Annotated in this window: 16 protein-coding genes; 4 read left to right on the forward strand and 12 right to left on the reverse strand. The window is 65.8% G+C overall.

Annotated elements, in window-relative coordinates:
- Window positions 1-62 precede the first annotated feature (62 nt).
- The 6 genes from U0177_RS07715 to U0177_RS07740 form a co-directional block, all read right to left on the reverse strand.
- The gene (locus tag U0177_RS07715; RefSeq protein ID WP_409570026.1) at window positions 63-998 is read right to left on the reverse strand and encodes a TIGR03621 family F420-dependent LLM class oxidoreductase; all 936 of its coding nucleotides are present in this window, start codon (window positions 996-998) and stop codon (window positions 63-65) included.
- Between the two features lie 152 nt (window positions 999-1,150).
- A complete protein-coding gene (locus tag U0177_RS07720; RefSeq protein ID WP_409570027.1) occupies window positions 1,151-2,131 on the reverse strand; it encodes an IS110 family transposase in 981 nt (326 codons plus the stop codon).
- A gap of 433 nt (window positions 2,132-2,564) precedes the next feature.
- A complete protein-coding gene (locus tag U0177_RS07725; RefSeq protein ID WP_409570028.1) occupies window positions 2,565-3,311 on the reverse strand; it encodes a VOC family protein in 747 nt (248 codons plus the stop codon).
- Window positions 3,308-3,940 carry a TetR/AcrR family transcriptional regulator gene (locus U0177_RS07730; protein ID WP_409570029.1) on the reverse strand — a complete coding sequence of 211 codons (633 nt, stop codon included), beginning with the start codon at window positions 3,938-3,940 and terminating at the stop codon, window positions 3,308-3,310. The genes U0177_RS07725 and U0177_RS07730 overlap by 4 nt, the downstream gene beginning before the upstream one ends.
- A gap of 410 nt (window positions 3,941-4,350) precedes the next feature.
- Window positions 4,351-6,798, reverse strand: coding sequence for an endopeptidase La (gene lon, locus U0177_RS07735; protein WP_409570030.1), 2,448 nt, complete (start codon window positions 6,796-6,798; stop codon window positions 4,351-4,353).
- Window positions 6,799-6,981: 183 nt separating this feature from the next.
- The gene (locus U0177_RS07740) at window positions 6,982-7,356 is read right to left on the reverse strand and encodes a hypothetical protein (RefSeq protein ID WP_409570031.1); all 375 of its coding nucleotides are present in this window, start codon (window positions 7,354-7,356) and stop codon (window positions 6,982-6,984) included.
- Window positions 7,357-7,622: 266 nt separating this feature from the next.
- On the opposite strand from U0177_RS07740, the gene U0177_RS07745 reads away from it, so the two are divergent.
- Window positions 7,623-7,787 carry a hypothetical protein gene (locus U0177_RS07745; protein ID WP_409570032.1) on the forward strand — a complete coding sequence of 55 codons (165 nt, stop codon included), beginning with the start codon at window positions 7,623-7,625 and terminating at the stop codon, window positions 7,785-7,787.
- 491 nt (window positions 7,788-8,278) lie between these two features.
- Here the strand turns inward: U0177_RS07745 and U0177_RS07750 are convergent, their stop codons facing one another.
- Together U0177_RS07750 and U0177_RS07755 are read right to left on the reverse strand one after the other, a co-directional pair.
- Window positions 8,279-8,491, reverse strand: coding sequence for a hypothetical protein (locus U0177_RS07750; RefSeq protein WP_409570033.1), 213 nt, complete (start codon window positions 8,489-8,491; stop codon window positions 8,279-8,281).
- 25 nt (window positions 8,492-8,516) lie between these two features.
- Window positions 8,517-8,717: a hypothetical protein gene (locus U0177_RS07755; RefSeq protein WP_409570034.1), complete on the reverse strand. Its 201-nt coding sequence runs from the start codon at window positions 8,715-8,717 to the stop codon at window positions 8,517-8,519.
- Window positions 8,718-8,924: 207 nt separating this feature from the next.
- Here U0177_RS07755 and U0177_RS07760 point away from each other — a divergent pair, with 207 nt between their 5' ends.
- The gene (locus U0177_RS07760; protein WP_409570035.1) at window positions 8,925-9,149 is read left to right on the forward strand and encodes a class I lanthipeptide; all 225 of its coding nucleotides are present in this window, start codon (window positions 8,925-8,927) and stop codon (window positions 9,147-9,149) included.
- A 210-nt stretch (window positions 9,150-9,359) separates the two neighbouring features.
- Here the strand turns inward: U0177_RS07760 and U0177_RS07765 are convergent, their stop codons facing one another.
- From U0177_RS07765 to U0177_RS07775, 3 genes are all read right to left on the reverse strand, one after another.
- A complete protein-coding gene (locus U0177_RS07765; protein ID WP_409570036.1) occupies window positions 9,360-10,112 on the reverse strand; it encodes a creatininase family protein in 753 nt (250 codons plus the stop codon).
- Window positions 10,113-10,185: 73 nt separating this feature from the next.
- Window positions 10,186-10,902: an NAD-dependent epimerase/dehydratase family protein gene (locus tag U0177_RS07770; protein ID WP_409570037.1), complete on the reverse strand. Its 717-nt coding sequence runs from the start codon at window positions 10,900-10,902 to the stop codon at window positions 10,186-10,188.
- A 104-nt stretch (window positions 10,903-11,006) separates the two neighbouring features.
- Entirely contained in the window at window positions 11,007-12,275 is a 1,269-nt protein-coding gene (locus U0177_RS07775; protein ID WP_409570038.1) for a mandelate racemase/muconate lactonizing enzyme family protein, read from the reverse strand.
- Window positions 12,276-13,230: 955 nt separating this feature from the next.
- Between U0177_RS07775 and U0177_RS07780 the strand changes: the two genes are divergently transcribed.
- Window positions 13,231-13,989: an MBL fold metallo-hydrolase gene (locus U0177_RS07780; protein ID WP_409570039.1), complete on the forward strand. Its 759-nt coding sequence runs from the start codon at window positions 13,231-13,233 to the stop codon at window positions 13,987-13,989.
- Window positions 13,990-14,070: 81 nt separating this feature from the next.
- Complete coding sequence (locus tag U0177_RS07785) at window positions 14,071-14,862, forward strand: phage antirepressor N-terminal domain-containing protein (RefSeq protein ID WP_409570040.1); 792 nt, start codon at window positions 14,071-14,073, stop codon at window positions 14,860-14,862.
- 30 nt (window positions 14,863-14,892) lie between these two features.
- On the opposite strand, the gene U0177_RS07790 is transcribed toward U0177_RS07785, so the two are convergent.
- A complete protein-coding gene (locus tag U0177_RS07790) occupies window positions 14,893-15,873 on the reverse strand; it encodes a Gfo/Idh/MocA family protein (RefSeq protein WP_409570041.1) in 981 nt (326 codons plus the stop codon).
- Window positions 15,874-15,953: the final 80 nt, after the last annotated feature.

Genomic DNA, 15,953 nt, shown 5'->3' on the forward strand with positions numbered 1-15,953 from the left:
TCTTGCAATTATAAGCGTCTACCAATGAGGTGTCGTGTACACCCTTGCGCATCAGAGCGTCATCAGGTGCCTGCGAGGCGCGTGACGATAGGTGCAAACTCGTCAATCTTATCCTCGAAGATTACAACGTGTGAGATGCCATACCGTTCTCTGCGCTGCTGCAAATCTGCGACTATTTCGTCAACGCTTCCAATAAGCATGTGCGGCGATTCCAGCACCTGGCTGATCGTGAAGCCTGCCTCAACCCATCCTTCCGCCATCTGACGTGCTGCTTCTGCTCGATCCCCGGTAACCGCAACATGAATGCACAAGATGCTCAGCTCGAGGTGCTCCCATCGCTCACCTGCGGCTTGCTTGATCCAGGCGACTTTTTGCGCCGTTGGCTCTGCTAGGATCGAGCTTGGATCGAAGCCTCCATCTGCGGTTGTTCGTATATTCAGCCCGACTATGTCGGCTTCGCGCGCGGCCAGAGCGAGAATGCGTGGACTCGCGCCGCCAACGAGTATGGGGGGATGCGGCTGCTGCACTGGCACGGGGGTAAGCGCAAAGTCGCGCACTGTATAGTATTTGCCGTCAAACGAGAATGGGGTCGTTGTAAAAATCCCCTTGATGATCTGCACTGCCTCCTCCAATCGCCCAACTCGCATACCCGGCGATTGAAACACAATTCCACTTTGCTCATAATCCGGCCGATAAAAGCCAGTGCCGAGGCCAAACACTAAGCGCCCATGCGAAAGAGCGTCAATCGCGGCAGCTTCGCGGCCGAGCACTATTGGATGGTGAAAATCGTTCGCAAGGACATAACTGCCGATCCGTAGTGTTGTGGTAGCACCAGCTGCGGCCACCATACCGGCAATTGGTGGGAAGGTATCCATATGCTCGGCGACAAACAGGGTATCGTAGCCAAGGGCTTCGATTTTCCGGGCTTTCGCGTTCCAGTCATCTGCTGCCGCAACGCCGCCAACAAGCACGCCGAAGCGAAAAGGATGGGATTCCATGTGGCACCTCCCTCACTGTTCAAAAGCAGGCGAGACTAGCAGTTCACCCGGCGGCGAGCGTATGGGATTAGCAAAGTATACACAAAGCTATGGTGCAAGTAAACAGCAGCTACGGGCAAACACGGCTCAGCCTCCTGCGCGCGGGAGAGATATTACGTTGCTGGAGAGGTGTGGCCAAAGGCCTTCGCTGGGTCATAAGGCGTTTGATGCTTGAGCACACCATAGCAGATATGCACCAACTTGCGCATCACTGCACAGATAATCACCATTTTGGGTTTGCCCCGCGCTGCCAAGCGCTGGGCAAACGCCTTGATCGCCGGGCAGCGCCGCATGGCAGTAATCGCCGGCCAATACAGCGCTGCTCGTATGCCGACCTTGCCCATTTTCGACAGCTTCGACCGACGCCGCACCGATGTACCCGACTCGTACTGGCTGGGTGTCAGCCCTGCATCGGCCGCTGCCGCCTTGGCGCTCTCGTACTGGTCGAGCTCGGCAAATTCGGAGAGCAGCTTGGCGGCGGTGACCACTCCGATACCCACTATACTGGTCAGCAAGGCCAGATTGGCCTGAAAGCTTTCCTGCGCTCGCAACTGCTGCGTGATTTGCTCTTGCACCGTCTCCAATTGGCTGGCGATAGCCTTCAGCAAACTCTCAAGCGAAGCACGTACCAGTTCGTCGGTCGTGTCACGCAGCCGGTTCTGCTGCTGCAACTGCGTTTGCAGCAGATCATCGCGGTGGCGAGTGAGCGCACGCAAGCGCTGCTGCTCTTGACTGGCAGGCTGCCAAAGTGTGGGCTGGTGTTTGGCGCAGAAGCTGGCAATAATCGCGCTATCGAGCTTGTCGGTCTTGTTGCGCTGCATCGTGGCCATCGCGTAGCCCTTGATGCGAGAGGGATTGACCACACTAACGCTGTAGTCTTGGGCATGCAACCAGCTAGCCAAGGCTTGCCAGTAGATGTTGGTGGCTTCCATACAGGCGTGCAGGCTGCTGACAGTGTGCTCTCTGAGCCAGGTCGCCAGTTGCTCAAAGCCTTCAGGTGTGTTGGGAAACGCGGCATAGTGGCTGCTGCCGGTTTGCTGTAACAGCGTGGCGTCAAAGCTCAGTTGAGCCAGATCAATTCCTAACACATCCATGATCTTCCTCCTGAGTGGTGGAGCTATCAGTCGAGCACGACGGCGTATTCGGGACCAACCTTGTTTGTGCATCCTGGCAGACTGCCGGAGTGCGATCGTACTCGGCCTCAGAGAACACGCCTGCTGGCGCACCAGACCAGTCTCTCCCACGGTCTCGAAGATAGGGGACATTCGCAGCATCAGGTGCGCCAGTCGAGGTATCATAGCAGATCGTCACCGTGGGAGGTTCTCGAAGGGACATTCGTTGCTGGGCTCGCTCCATAAGACCGTGCTCGCGCCCTTCACACAAGGGGGAAGGGGGAGGGATCGAAAGACGTTGCACCAGCCCTGGGCGCAGACCGACGCGCGCTGGTCGCAAACACACCTTGCCGTGCCGAGCGAAGTGCTGTGCCGCAGGCGAGGTTCTTCAGCGCCTCGGGCCGCAGGGTGCAACTCAAGCCACAACATCGATCGGCACGCCGTGGGTGAGCGCCGGCTCAAACGCGGTTGGGCGCGGGCCGCGCAGTGTAAGCGCGCACAGCCCGGCGCCGCGCCGCGCCAGGTGCGCAGCCAACGTGGCGCCGGGGATGGCGCCGCCGCCGGGCGTGGCGAGGACGATCGCCGCCGCGCCAAGCGCAAAGGATGAGCCGGCGGCATCGCTCCCGAGCAGCGCCTGGTACTGCGCGGCAGTGGCGGTAAGGTCGGGGGTAGCGACGGTGACGCCGGCGATGCCGGTGACGCCATTGGCGTGCGTTCGCAGCGCGCCGGCAGGCACGCGCAGGGCGCGCGGCGTGACATCGCCGCACAGAAACGGCAGGCCGGCGGCGGCCGGGCGCGCGCTTTGCCAGGCCACGCGCTGGCCGTCGGGGCGAACGCGCCCGCCATCGTAGGGGCCGTCGATCGCCAGGCCGCGCGCGCGGGCCGCCGCGACGTCGGCCGCGATCGCGCTTGGCAGCAGCGCGTAGTCGATCAATCCTTCGCCAGCGGCGGCGTGCGGCCACCAGTGATGCTCGGGCGCGTCGCGCAGAAACGCAATCAGCTCGAGGTAGGTGTCGTCTTCGAACACCACCAGCGCATTGTGGGTTGCGCCGCCGGCGTGTGTGCCGCCCGGCGCCACGGTAAAGCCCAGCGCGGCATAGCTGGCCGTGGCCGCGCCGAGGTCGTTCACCAGGATGACGATGTGGTCGATCGCCTGTATCACGGCTGCTCCTCTGTTCGTCTATGGGCTGCTGGCTGCGCGCCCAGGCCGCCGAGCACAAAGCCGACGATCTGGTCGGCGGGGTTGCCGGTGCCATCGCAGGCGCGGGCGAGGTGCGCAAATACGCGCGGGCTGATCAGCTCGAGGCACAGCGCCGCCAGCATCGACGCATCGCCGGGGCGCAGCAGCCCCTGGCGCTGGCCCTCGCCGATCACGTCGCGCAGCAGGGCGTGCAGCGTGTCGTAGAGCTGCTGCTCGGCGGCTGCGCCGCCCTGGCCCTCGGCGGGCGAGCGCAGCTCGATCAGGGCTGTGCCGTCGGCGGCGCGCCGGTACTGCGCCAGCACCAGCGCGCGGAGCTTCTGCAGCGGATCGGCGGCGGCGTCGGCGGCGGCCACCAGGCAGGCGCGGGTGTCGTCGCAGGCGGCGTGGCTCACCGCCGCGAGCAGCTGCTCTTTGCTGGGGAAGCGCCGGTAGATCGTGCCGACGCCAACGCCGGCGTGGCGCGCGACCTCTTCCATCGTCACGTCGGCGCCGCGCTCGGCGAACAGCTCGTGCGCCGCGCTGAGCACCCGCTCGAGATTGCGCTGCGCGTCGCGGCGCTCGCGCCGGCCGCTGCCGTTGCCCTGTTCCATTGCGTCAGACTCCTCGGACTGCAAGTTCGCGCAGAGTATAGCACGTTTTCAGGCGAAGCGGAAGATCGGTTCCACTTCGAGGCACGCTCGCAATCTCGGCCGCTTTGGTGTGTTGCTGCTGTGGTTATGCAGCGCGCCGGGCGGCACGCAGCCACCTGCCGGCAGGCCCTGAGGCATGCGCGGCTGGGGCCGAGGCCGGCACAGCGCCACGCTTATACCAACTCCGTTTGATCACTTGTGTTTTCTTGTGCGCCCGCAAAGCCGGGCGCCGCACAAGAAAAAGAAATTTCGGGGGCGGCGAAGCCGCCCTCGAACCCCCACTATAATCCAGGCGATCAGCTGGATTTGGTATTATACATGCGACGAGCGCCGCCCTGGTAGGACGGCGCTCGTGGGTAAACGCGGCAATGTTACTCGGCGGCCGGCAGCGGCTCGCTCTCGCGCAGCAGCATCGAGCCAAGCGTAGCGCCAGGCTGATCGCCGGGCTTGCGCAGCGCGTGCGCCAGCACCTCGTCGAGCGTATCGACCGGGATGAAGGTCATTTCCTCGAACACCTCGCGCGGCAGGTCTTCAAGCTCAACCTCGTTGCGGCGCGGCAGCAGGATGGTGTGAATGCCCGAGCGGTGCGCACCCAGCGCCTTCTCCTTGATGCCGCCGATCGGCAGCACGCGGCCGCGCAGCGAGATCTCGCCAGTCATCGCGACGTCGTCGCGCACCAGGCGGCCCGTGGCGGCCGAGGCCAGCGCGGTGGCCATGGTAATGCCGGCCGATGGGCCGTCCTTCGGCACGCCGCCGGCCGGAACGTGGATGTGGATGGCGTGCGTATCGAAGAAGCGCGGGTCGATGCCGAGCGAGTTGGCCCGCGAGCGCACGTACGTCAGCGCGGCCTCGGCGCTCTCGCGCATCACCTCGCCAAGCTGCCCGGTGATCTTCAGCTCTTTGCTGCCCTCGACGATCGAGGCCTCGATGAACACAATATCGCCGCCCACCGGAGTCCACACCAGGCCAGTGGCGATGCCCGGCTGGTCGATGCGCTCCTTGGCCTCGTTGTAGAAGCGCGGCCGGCCGAGCGCGGTGCGCACGAACTCCTTTGTTACGTCCACCGGCGACGAGGAGTCAGCGGTCTTTCGCTCTTCCTGGCTCTCGGCCAGCCGGCGGGTGACCTTGCGCAGCACATTGCCGATCTGGCGCTCGAGGTTGCGCACGCCGGCCTCGCGGGTGTAGTTGCCAATGATGTCGCGCAGCGCGTCCTCCTGGATCGATACCTCGTCGGGCTGCAGGCCATTGGCGCGCACCTGCTTGGGCACCAGGTGTTGCTGGGCGATGTGCACCTTTTCGTCTTCGATATAGCCGCTCAGCTCGATCACTTCCATGCGGTCGCGCAGCGCCGGCGGCACGGTGCCCCAATCGTTGGCGGTGGCGATGAACAGCACCTTGCTCAGGTCGAACGGCAGGTTCAGGTAGTGATCGGTGAACGTATTATTCTGCTCGGGGTCGAGCACCTCAAGCAGCGCCGAGGCCGGGTCGCCACGGAAGTCGTTGCCGATCTTATCGACCTCGTCGAGCAAGATCACCGGGTCGGCCGTGCCGGCGCGGCGCAGCTCCTGGATGATCCGGCCAGGCGCCGAGCCGATATAGGTGCGGCGGAAACCGCGCAGCTCGGCCTCGTCGCGCACGCCGCCCAGGCTCATGCGCACGAAGCTGCGGCCCAGCGCGCGGGCGATGCTCTGGCCCAGGCTCGTCTTGCCGACGCCAGGAGGGCCGACGAACGCCAGGATCGGCTCGCGCGAGCGCGTGTCGGCGTCGCCAAGTAGCTCGCGGCGCTGCTTCACCGCCAGGTACTCGAGGATGCGCTCCTTGATCTTCTCAAGGCCATAGTGATCGGCCTCGAGCACATCGCGGGCGTGGGCCACGTTGATCGCGTCGCCGGTGCTCTTGCCCCACGGCAGCTCGGCAACCCACTCAAGGTAGGTGCGGATCATCTGGTACTCGGGCGACGAGTTGTTGATCTGCTCAAGCCGGCGCAGCTCGCGGTCGGCCTCTTTGCGGGCGACCTCGGGCAGGTTCGCGGCCAGCAGCTTCTCGCGCAGGTCGTCGAGCGCAGCCGACTCGGCGTCGTCCTCGCCAAGCTCCTTCTGGATGGCGCGCATCTGCTGGCGGAGGTAGAACTCGCGCTGCTGCTTGGCCGAGCTGTCTTGCACCTCCTGGCGCAAGCGCGCCTGCACCTCGAGCACGGCGTACTGCTTCTGGTAGAAGTCGCGCACCTTGCGCAGGCGCTCGGCGACATCGAATGTTTCGAGCAGCTCCTGGCGCTCGGCGAAAGTGTAGTCGGGCGAGTAGCCGGTGTTGTCGGCAAGGTGGCCGGCGTCTTCGATGCTACGCACGAAGTTGCGGATCTCGTTGGGCACCTCGCGCGCTACCAGCACGGCGTCGATGATCGCCTTGACTTCGGTAACCAGGCCGCTGATCGTCGGCGTGACGGCGAACTGGTCGGGGCGCTCGGCGTAGCTAAAGCGCAGGTACGGCGCCTCCTGCGACGGCTCGCCGAGCAGCGCGCGCATGAGGCCGCGCACCACCAGGCCGCTGACGCCATTGGGCAGCGTGCCGGCCTGCTCGATCCGCGCGATTGTGGCGACGCGGTGCAGCTGCATGTTCAGCGGCGTGTCGGCGTCGGCGTCGGCGCGGCGAGCGGCCAGCAACACCAGCCGGTTATCCTTCAGGGCTGCGTCGGCCACCGGGGCGGTGTCGTCGTCGAGCGGTAGGCTGACGACGGTATATGGAAAGACGACCGCGCCATCGAGCACGATCAGCGGCAGGTTCGGGTTCGTTTCGGGCGTCTGAGAAGTTGCTTCGCTCATACATACCTCTATGCGCCGCCCGGCGACCTGGCGCGCAGGTAGCCGGTACGGGACTCTTCGCCACACCTGGTGGCAAAAGCGGAATGTTCATTCCGTTGCAGGTATTATCGAATCCCGGCCAAGCTTTGTCAATAGCACACGCGGCAGTTTGAGCCAGTTCTAATGAAACGCTATCAAACCGGCTCAGCCGCGCTGCGCTTGCTGGTACACGGGCAGCTGCAAGAAAGCTGCGGCAAGGATATTGCGCATCTCGTCGAGCTCGCGGTAGGTGTTCTCGGCCGTCGCGTGATCTTGGTCAATCTCGGCTATCAGCGCAGTGTGATGCATATGGAAATAGGCGACCATCTGCTGGTGCAGGTCGTCGTAGCCTTCTGGCGGGGTATACTCGGCGATGTGGCGTAGCATATCGCCATAGGCTTCGGCAAATGTCGAACGAAACGAAGTCTCGCGCAGACCGCCACCCTGGCAGTCGGCCAGAAGACGAAGCGCTTGCTCAAGCAAATGGGCCAATCTGTCGACAAACGTGAACAGTGCGAGGATGTACTGAAGTTCGGACATGCTGCAAGCCTCGTACGTGTGCAAATGAGATGCATTCCCATTGCATATACGGTGCAGTATAGCATACTTTGCCCATGCACCGTGCGGAAATGCCGCACTGCGGCGAGGCGATCGTGGGCGGCGCGAGCGCGCGGTGTGGCGCGCAGCGCAGCGGGCTGTACTCAGCGCGATGGTACTGCCAGGGCCAGGCGGCGAATCGAAGATCCTGGTAGAACGTTGTATGTAATAGCTCGCATTGAATAATATTTGTAGGATTGAGGTGCACTATGTTTCAACGGCTAAGCTCGTTCCAGCAGGCGCTGCTTGGTGGGTGCGCAGTGGTGTTCAGCACCGCCCTGATCATGCTGCGGCCGAATCCGCTATCGTTTCTGGTGGTGCTGATCGGCGGCCTGGGTGGCCTGCTGTTGTTCCTGCAAGGGGTGGCGGGCTAAAAACAGCATTGCCGGATGGCACGCTGCTTAATCAATTCCTAATCAGCGGCTGCTATCTTACGGCTGTCCCATTTCCCATTCCCCTTGTCGAAGCGGCGATGGCCGACACAGCCATCGCCGCTTTGGCTTTCTCAGCTCGGAAACGCAGCTGCCGCGCTCGCCGACAAACATCTCGCGCTCGCCGACAAACATTCCCTCTTGGAAACTCAACTCCCATGCTTGCGGATAAGAGTCTGGCAACATGGCGAGCGCAGCCTCCCTCCCTCACTGAACATCGCTGAACAGAGCGGTGAGGAAGCGGAGCTTCGTTCAGCATGACACTGCGTTTCTCTACAACCTGGCGACTGTTATGGTAAGCGCAGCTTCCCCCCTCAATGAACACACCGCTACACAGAGCCTCGGGATGCTTCACTTCGTTCAGCAAGACACTGCGTTTGGTTGGTTCGCCACTACGAGAGCACTTCGTTGACAGCCTCATACAGCTTTCCGGCTCAATTTTCGCCCGTAGGAGCCTGCCGCTGGTCGCCCGCTTGTGCGGCCGGTGGCTGGGCGGCGAGCGCCGCCTGGATCGCATGGTCGATTGCGTCAATGCGCGTGAGCAGCAGGTCGTGGCACTCCTGAAGCGCCTGCGCGCGCCAGTACAGGTAGTTCGAGCGGGCGATCAGCACTTCAATCTGCCGCCTGAGCTGAGCATCTTCGGTCATGGAAGCCTCTTTTTGCTACGGAGCATCAGCCCGCCGCGCGAACGCGAGCATAGTCGGCGGTGGCAACGCACACCTGGCGGCCATCGACGACCAGCGTGGTGCGGCTGCCGACAATGCGCACGGTGATGACCAGCTGCTCATTCAGCACGAGCCGCCGGTCGGGCAGCCGCCGCAGCGTCGCCACACCCAATGTGCGGCCTTCGAGATCGGTTACTGTTACTTCCATCGAGCGTGAGGCCACCAGCATGCAGCGGTGGCGCTATGAATTCAGAGCAAGGTTGTGTCGTATGAATCTAGCTGTTTTCGCCGCGCTTGTCGTGTCAGGCAAATACCGCACAAGCGAGGGCGCCGCACTGGTTTTCGCGGCCAGCTCATCCAGCGCCTCGGTCATGTTCGATTACTCTGGTAACCGATGCATGAAAGGAGCACATCAATGGGCGCTGACGATCAGAAAAAGGCCAGCAAGGGCAAGAAGGGCGGCAAGAAGCTCGAGCTGAACAAGGAGACGGTGCAGGAGCTGAACGACGAGCAGCTCGACGACGCGGCCGGCGGGGCGCAGTACAACTCAAACGGCTGCGGCACGCGCTACTCGTATCGTGGCCAGCTCACCTGCGACCCCGGCACCACCAACCCGGTGCCGCCGCAGACGCTGGGCTAGAGTTGCTGCTCTTCATCCGGCCGAGCACGTGCTGTGTTGGGTTTTCTGCGCTGCGCGCACAAAACCCTACACGATACGGAGAATAGTACCGCTCTGCCGAAGGCTGAGCCTTCCAACTGCGTAAGTCCTATTCTTTTTGCAATGCCCTGCCCGGCTTCGCCGGGCAGGGCATTGCAAAAAAGAAAGCCATCAAATGGAGCGGCTAAAGCTTCACATGCGGTAGAACTCGACAAACGCGCGCGCCACCGCGTCGACAATTGCCGCGAGGTAGCGCTGCCCGCGCTCGGTGCTGGCCTGGTCGGGGCTGTCGGTGTAGCCCTGCATACGCTGCCACGAGCCGTGCAGCTCGGCGCGGTAGGGTGCGTAGAAGCCGCGCGCGTCGGTGTCGGCGGGGGCGTCGCGGTGCGGGCGCGGCTCGTGCACAAGCTCGGGCCGCAGCGCGAGGATCAGCGAGCTTTCAAACGTGCCGGCGTGGCCGGGCAAACCGGCGGCCTGCTGCGCGCCCTCGGCCACCAGCGCATCCCAGGCGATCGTCCAGTAGGCCGCCGCCGCGAGGTGGGCATCGTGGCGCAGCGCCAGGTCGCGCGCCACCAGCTGGATCAGCTCGTTGTTGCCGCCGTGGCCATTCAAGATAAAGATCCGCCGGAAGCCGCACGCGATCAGCGACTCGCACAGGTCGCACAGCAGCCGGTAGTACGTCTCGCTGCCGAGCGAGAGCGTGCCGCCGAATGGTATGTGGTGCTGCGAGCTACCGAACGGCAGCGTTGGAGCGACCAGCACGGGAATGCTGGCGCCGGCTGCGTCGGCGGCGGCGCGCGCGATATACTCGGCGGTGAAGCGGTCGGTGCCGACCGGCAGGTGCGGGCCGTGCTGCTCGACGGCGCCGACCGGCAGAACCACCAGCGCCTCGGGCGCGAGGGCGCGCAGCTCTTCGCGGGTGTGCTCTTCAAAGAGTCGGGGCATAAGCTTCCTCATTAGATAAATACGGCTTACGCAGCCGGCGTAACTCCTACACGTTTACTGAGGCGTACGCGCATCAGCCTGCGCCGTGCGGGCGGGCGAGCGGCGCCCAGCCGAGCAAGCGGCGGGCCTTCTCCATCAGCATGTGCTGCTCGGCGTAGTCGCCGGTGATGGTAAACGCCTGAAAGCCATCGCGGTAGCTGAGCGCGGCCAGCACAGCGCGCGCCACGTCGGCGGCGGTGGTGGCGAACGTCGGCGCGTGCTCGCGCGCATAGGCCTGCCAGTCGTCGTCGGCCATTGGCAGGTACAGCCGCAGCGCGTTGACGCTAGGGCCGCCCGAGCGCGCCGCGTTGCGGCAAACTTCTTCGCCCAGGCGTTTGGTGAGGCCATACAGGCCGCTGGCGTCGGGCGGCAGATCTTCGGCCATGTGCCGGCGATCTTCGAGGTTGTACTCGTACACCGACATGCTGCTGGCGTACACGGCGTGCGGCACACCATTGCGGCGCGCGGCCTCGAGCGCCAGGTACACGCCTTTCACATTCACGTCGAAGTTGCTGGTGATGCCCAGCGTCGTGGCGTAGTTTTTGTCGCCCATCGCCATATACAGCAGCGCGTCGCAGCCGGCCCCCGCGCGCGTCAGCGCGTCGAGGTCGCTCACGTCGCCGGGCAGATACTCCCAATCGGCGCTGGCGGGCGGCTGCCGGTCGAACACGCGCAGGGCGTGGTGCTCGGCAAGCAGCGGCAGCACCAGCCCACCGACATAGCCCGCTCCACCAATCACAAGCAGTTTCATAGTTCCTCTCGATGGTAGTTCTTCATGCTGCCGCAGGCAGAACAAGCCTCTATCGCAGGCGACCGCGTACGTTCTGTCATCTGCGCAATCTTGCGAATGGATGGCTAGCGCTGGTCGCGCACAGGCGCGGCCGAGGCGCGGGCGAACAGCTCAGCCCACTCGGGCGTGCCGTCGTCGGGGCGCACCTCCATCGTCACGCCGCGCTCCTGGGCGGGCTGATTGCCAGCCCAGAAGTCGTCCCAGCACTGTGGCCGCATCTGGGCGTAATGCACCACGCGGCCGCCCGGCCAGACCACCGACATCAGCAGGCGTGGCGCGGGATGCTCGTAGGGCGGCTGCATGCGGTAGCGATCGAGCGCGGCCTCGTCGATCTCAATGCCCAGGCCGGGCGCCTCGGGCACGCGCACGCAGCCGGCGCGGATCTCGAGCGGCGTGGCGAGCAGATCGTCGGCGTAGTTGTTCAGGCAGTTCACGCTGGGCCACTGCGCGAACGGCAGCGCCGCGCCGAGGTGCGCCGACAGCGCGGTGGTAAGGCCGGTGCCTACGAGCTGGAGCCAGAATGGCTTCTCGAACGCGGCCGCAAGCGCGCCCTGGCGCAGCACGCCGGCCACGCCGCCGCTCACCACAAAGCCGTCGCACACACTCTCGCGCACCACGGTCGGGAAAGGCGGCTCGCCGAAGTGCAGCGCCAGCGGCCGGCTGGTCTTGCGGCGCAGCTCGCGCTGGCCCTCAACGTCGCGCTGCATGATCGGCGACTCGTAGATCGCGATGCGCGGCTGCTTGTCGAGCTCGGCTAGCACCGGCGCGGCATTGCCGGCGTTCAGCAGCATGTTGTTCCAGTCGAGGTCGAGCCGGAAGTACTCGGGCGTGACGGCGCTGATCGCGGCGACCTGCTCGTAGATATCCCACCAGGGGCGGGCCTTGATCTTGTACGAGGTATACCCCTGCGCCAGCGCTTCCTGCGCCTCGGCGGCATTGGCCTCGGGCGGCATATCGATGTTCCACCACGAGATCGGGCACCAGTCGCGCACCTTGGGCAGGTTGAACAGCCGGTAGGCCGGCACGCCCAACGCCTTGCCGACCAGGTCGTACAGCGCCATCTGCAGGCCCGCGCCGAGCGAATCGTCGCCCAGGAAGTCGGCGGGGTTGCCGCCGCGCACGCGCTCGATCGCCGCGTCGGGCACGCGGCCCCACGTGTAGTGCAGGATCGTTTCGCCGTAGCCAACGATGCCTGGCGTGTCGGTGGTGATGCGGATGACCTCGGAGATACGCCACTGCCAGACCTCGCGGGCGTTCCACTGCTGGCAGCGTGGGGTAAAGGGCACGTCGACGACGATCCGCTCGACGTCGCGGATGCGTAGCTTGGCCGCCATGGTTGCTCCGTTTCCATCTCAGGCGCCCGGCGCGCACATGGCCGGGCGGCGCGGTTCAGCGGCGGGAGCGCGACCTCATCGTCTCGCCGCGCCGCCATGGTACTACGATTCGCCGCCGGCGTGGAGCGCTTGGCGATTTTTCCGGGGCGCTGCGCCCCCGGCCCCGCAAGAGCTGGTCGTTCCGGGGCACGCCCAAAGGGCACCCGGCCCCCGGCCCCCCGCGTAGGGTTTGCTTACGCTTCTGTCTCGGCTCCTTGCAAGCCCTGCGGGTGGGTCGTTCCGGGGCGCTGCACCCCCGGCCCCCCGCGCAGGAAAACCCTGCCGGTTTTCCTACAACCTTTCCGGCTGAAAGAATGCTGTACCAGCAAGCAATGTGATACGCTCATGCCTCAGGGCAAGCCGACAGATTGTTTTGTACCGCAGAGTATGCCTCGTGGTGTGGAGTGACGTGTTGGTTTGCCACGAGGCATTCTTTACGGGGTCTGGGGCAGCGCCCCCAGCGGAGGAGTGCAGGGGCCGCGTAGGCCCCGAAGCAGCCTCGAACGAGCAGGGCACGGGGGCGCGTAGCCCCCGAAAGCCTTTGGAAAGGCAAGCACGAGGCGCGCACGATGCGCGCCCTACGGGAAGGGCCGTGCCAGTGGCAACGTGAGAGGCTCATGCCCTCAGGGCAAACCGACACGTCATTCGGTGCCACAAGGCATGCGCCACCGGCATCGCATTTGCGGCGGCATTCTTTACGGGGTCTGGGGCAGCGCCCCAGCGGAGGAGTGCAGAGGGCGGGCGGCCGCCCTCTGCCGCGGGGCACGGGGCCGCGTAGGCCCCGAAGCAGCCCCGAACGAGCAGGGCACGGGGGCGCGTAGCCCCCGCATGCGGGCATGGGGCGCGCAGCCGCGCCTGTACTTTCAGGCAGAGTATGCTATCATGCCGCGAACTGCGACACCAACAGGAGATGCGTATGCTCCGAATGACTTTACTCGGCGTCGGCACCGCCGTCCCCGACCAGGATCGCGAGAACACCCATATGGTCTGGGAAGCGCCCGAGGGCCTGCTGCTGATCGACGCCGGCGGCAGCACCTTTCAGCGCATTCTGCGCGCCGGGCTCGACCCGCTGGCGCTGCGCGGGGTGTTTCTGACACACTCTCACACCGACCATATCAACGGGCTGCCCGCGCTGATCTTCCAGCTCGCGCTGGCGGGCTTCCAGGGCTCGCTGCCGATCTACGGCAACGCGCCGACGATCGAACTGGTGCGGCGCATCCTCGACGTCTTCGGCCTCGAGCAGTACAAGGTGCCGCTCGAGTGGGTGGTGGTTGCCGGCGGCCAGGAGGTTCCGCTGCACAGCCCGAGCTACCGCCTGCGCGTGGCCGACACGGTGCACCCGCGGCCGTGCCTGGCGCTGCGGCTCGAAGATCGCACCAGCGGCAGCGCGCTGGTCTACTCGGCCGACACCGAGCCGTGCCCGACGGTGCAAGACCTGGCGCGCGGCGCGAGCATTCTGATCCACGAGGCCACGACACCCCAGCCGTTCGCCGGCCACACCACGCCGCGCCAGGCCGGTACGGTGGCGGCTACGGCCCAGGCCGGGCGGCTGGTGCTGGTGCACTTTAGCCCGCGCTACACCATGAGCGCGGCCGACGCGATCGCCGAGGTGCACGCGGGCGGCTTCGCCGGCGAGGCCGAGATCGGCCGCGAGTTCGGCACGTATACATTGTAGGTTTGCAAGTAGCAGGCTTGCAGGTCACAGGTCTGCGCCAGACAACCTGCGGCCTGCCAACCTGTGAGCTGAAGGAACTATATGCCACCCAGACAACCCGCGCGCCGCCAGGGCACGCTCACGTTCTATGGCGAAGATATCATCGCCATCCAGGAGCTCGACCCGAACGAGACGTATGTGCCGCTGATTGGCTTGTGCATGCTGATGGGCCTTGAGCGTGGCCCGCAGGAGCGCCGCGCGCGCGCCCACGCGGTGCTCTCGGCCGGCGCGAAGACGCTGCCGGTTGAGCTTGAGGACGGGCGCACAATCCCTGCGCTGTGCCTGCGCGTCGACCTCATCCCGCTGTGGCTGGCCGGTATCGACGCCGCGAAGGTAAACGACGCGGCGCGCGCGCGGCTCGAGCTGTTTCAGCGCGAGTGCGCCTCGGTGCTGTGGCAGGCCAACCGGCCGCAGGGCTTCGGCCCGGAAGACGAGCTGCTGCCCGAGCGGCTCAACCAGTCGCCGGCCGAACAATCCTACGCCGCCGCGCTGGGCATGGCCACGCTGGCGCGCCACCAGATGCTGATCGAGCGCCAGCTCGAGGCGCGCGGCCTGCACGACACGCCCAGCCCCGACCCATATGCGGCCGGCGGCGCGATCGACGACCCGCAGGCCGAGCTGCTGGCGCGCGCGGTGCGGCGCGTGGCGCTCGCCGCCGCCGAGCGCACCCGCCGCAACGAGTACGGCGGCGTGTACCTCGGGCTGTTCCGCCAGTTCGGCATTAGCTCGTACCGCCGCACGCCGCCGGCCCGGCTGCGCGAGGCGCTCGAGTGGCTCGAGCGCTGGCGCGGCGACCTGATGGGCGAGCCCGAGCCGCCGCCCGACATCGAGTAGCTCTAGGGTATGGCTTGGCAGAGCGCAGGGCTACTCGCCGGGGTAGCGCAGGCCCCACTGCGCGCGCACCTCGTCAAGCGTCCGCATGATTGCCAGCGTCTCGTCCAGCGGCATGGTTGCGCTCTCGGCGAGGCCCGCGCGCAGGCAGCGCCCGACCTCGGCGGCCTCGTAGTTGTAGCCGTTGCCCACCGAAGGTGTGTCGATCCGCTCGTCGGGCTGCCCGTCGAGCGAGAGCGTCATCGACGCCGCCTTCCACCACGAGCCGTGCACGCGGATGCGCCCGGCCGTGCCCAGCAGCAGCGCCTCGTGCGGCGTGTTGGTGCGCGTCGCCTGCGAGAGCAGCGCCAGCTGGCCGCCGGCATAGCCGAAGATCATCGCCGACTGCTCGTCGACGCCGGTTGCGCCCAGGTGCGCCATACCAGCGATGCGCTCCGGCGCGCCAAACACCATCGACGCCAGCGACGCCGGGTAGATACCGACATCGAGCAGCGCGCCGCCGCCGAGCGCGGGGTCGAACAGCCGGCCGCGCGGGTCGAACCCGGTGCGGAAGCCGAAGTCGGCCTGAAGCATACGCACCTCGCCGATCACCCCGGCGGCCAGCAGCTCGCGCAGCCGCACCATATGCGGCAGAAAGCGCGTCCACATCGCCTCCATCAGAAACACGCCGCGCGCGCGCGCCGACGCGATCATCTCGGCGGCCTCGCCCGCGTTGATCGCGAACGGCTTCTCGCACAGCACCGCCTTGCCCGCGCTCAGGCACAGCAGCGTATTGTCTTTATGGAACGGGTGCGGCGTCGCGACGTAGATCGCGTCGACGTCCGGGTCGTTCGCCAGCGCGGCGTAGCTGCCGTGAGCGCGCGCCGCGCCAAAGCGCTGGCCAAACGCCGCCGCCGCCTCGGGCGTGCGCGAGCCGACCGCCACCAGCGTGGCGTCGTCCAGCTCGGCGAGGCCGCGCGCAAACTGCGCGGCGATGTTCCCGGTTCCAAGAATCCCCCAGCGGATCGCAGGCATAGCTCCCTCCATCTGATTGCGTCGCGCGCCGATTGTACCGCGTTTTCAGCTATGGCGCTCCGCGCCAACATCAGAGCACA

The sequence above is a fragment of the Kouleothrix sp. genome (genome assembly GCF_046328425.1).
Classification (GTDB): Bacteria; Chloroflexota; Chloroflexia; order Chloroflexales; family Roseiflexaceae; genus Kouleothrix.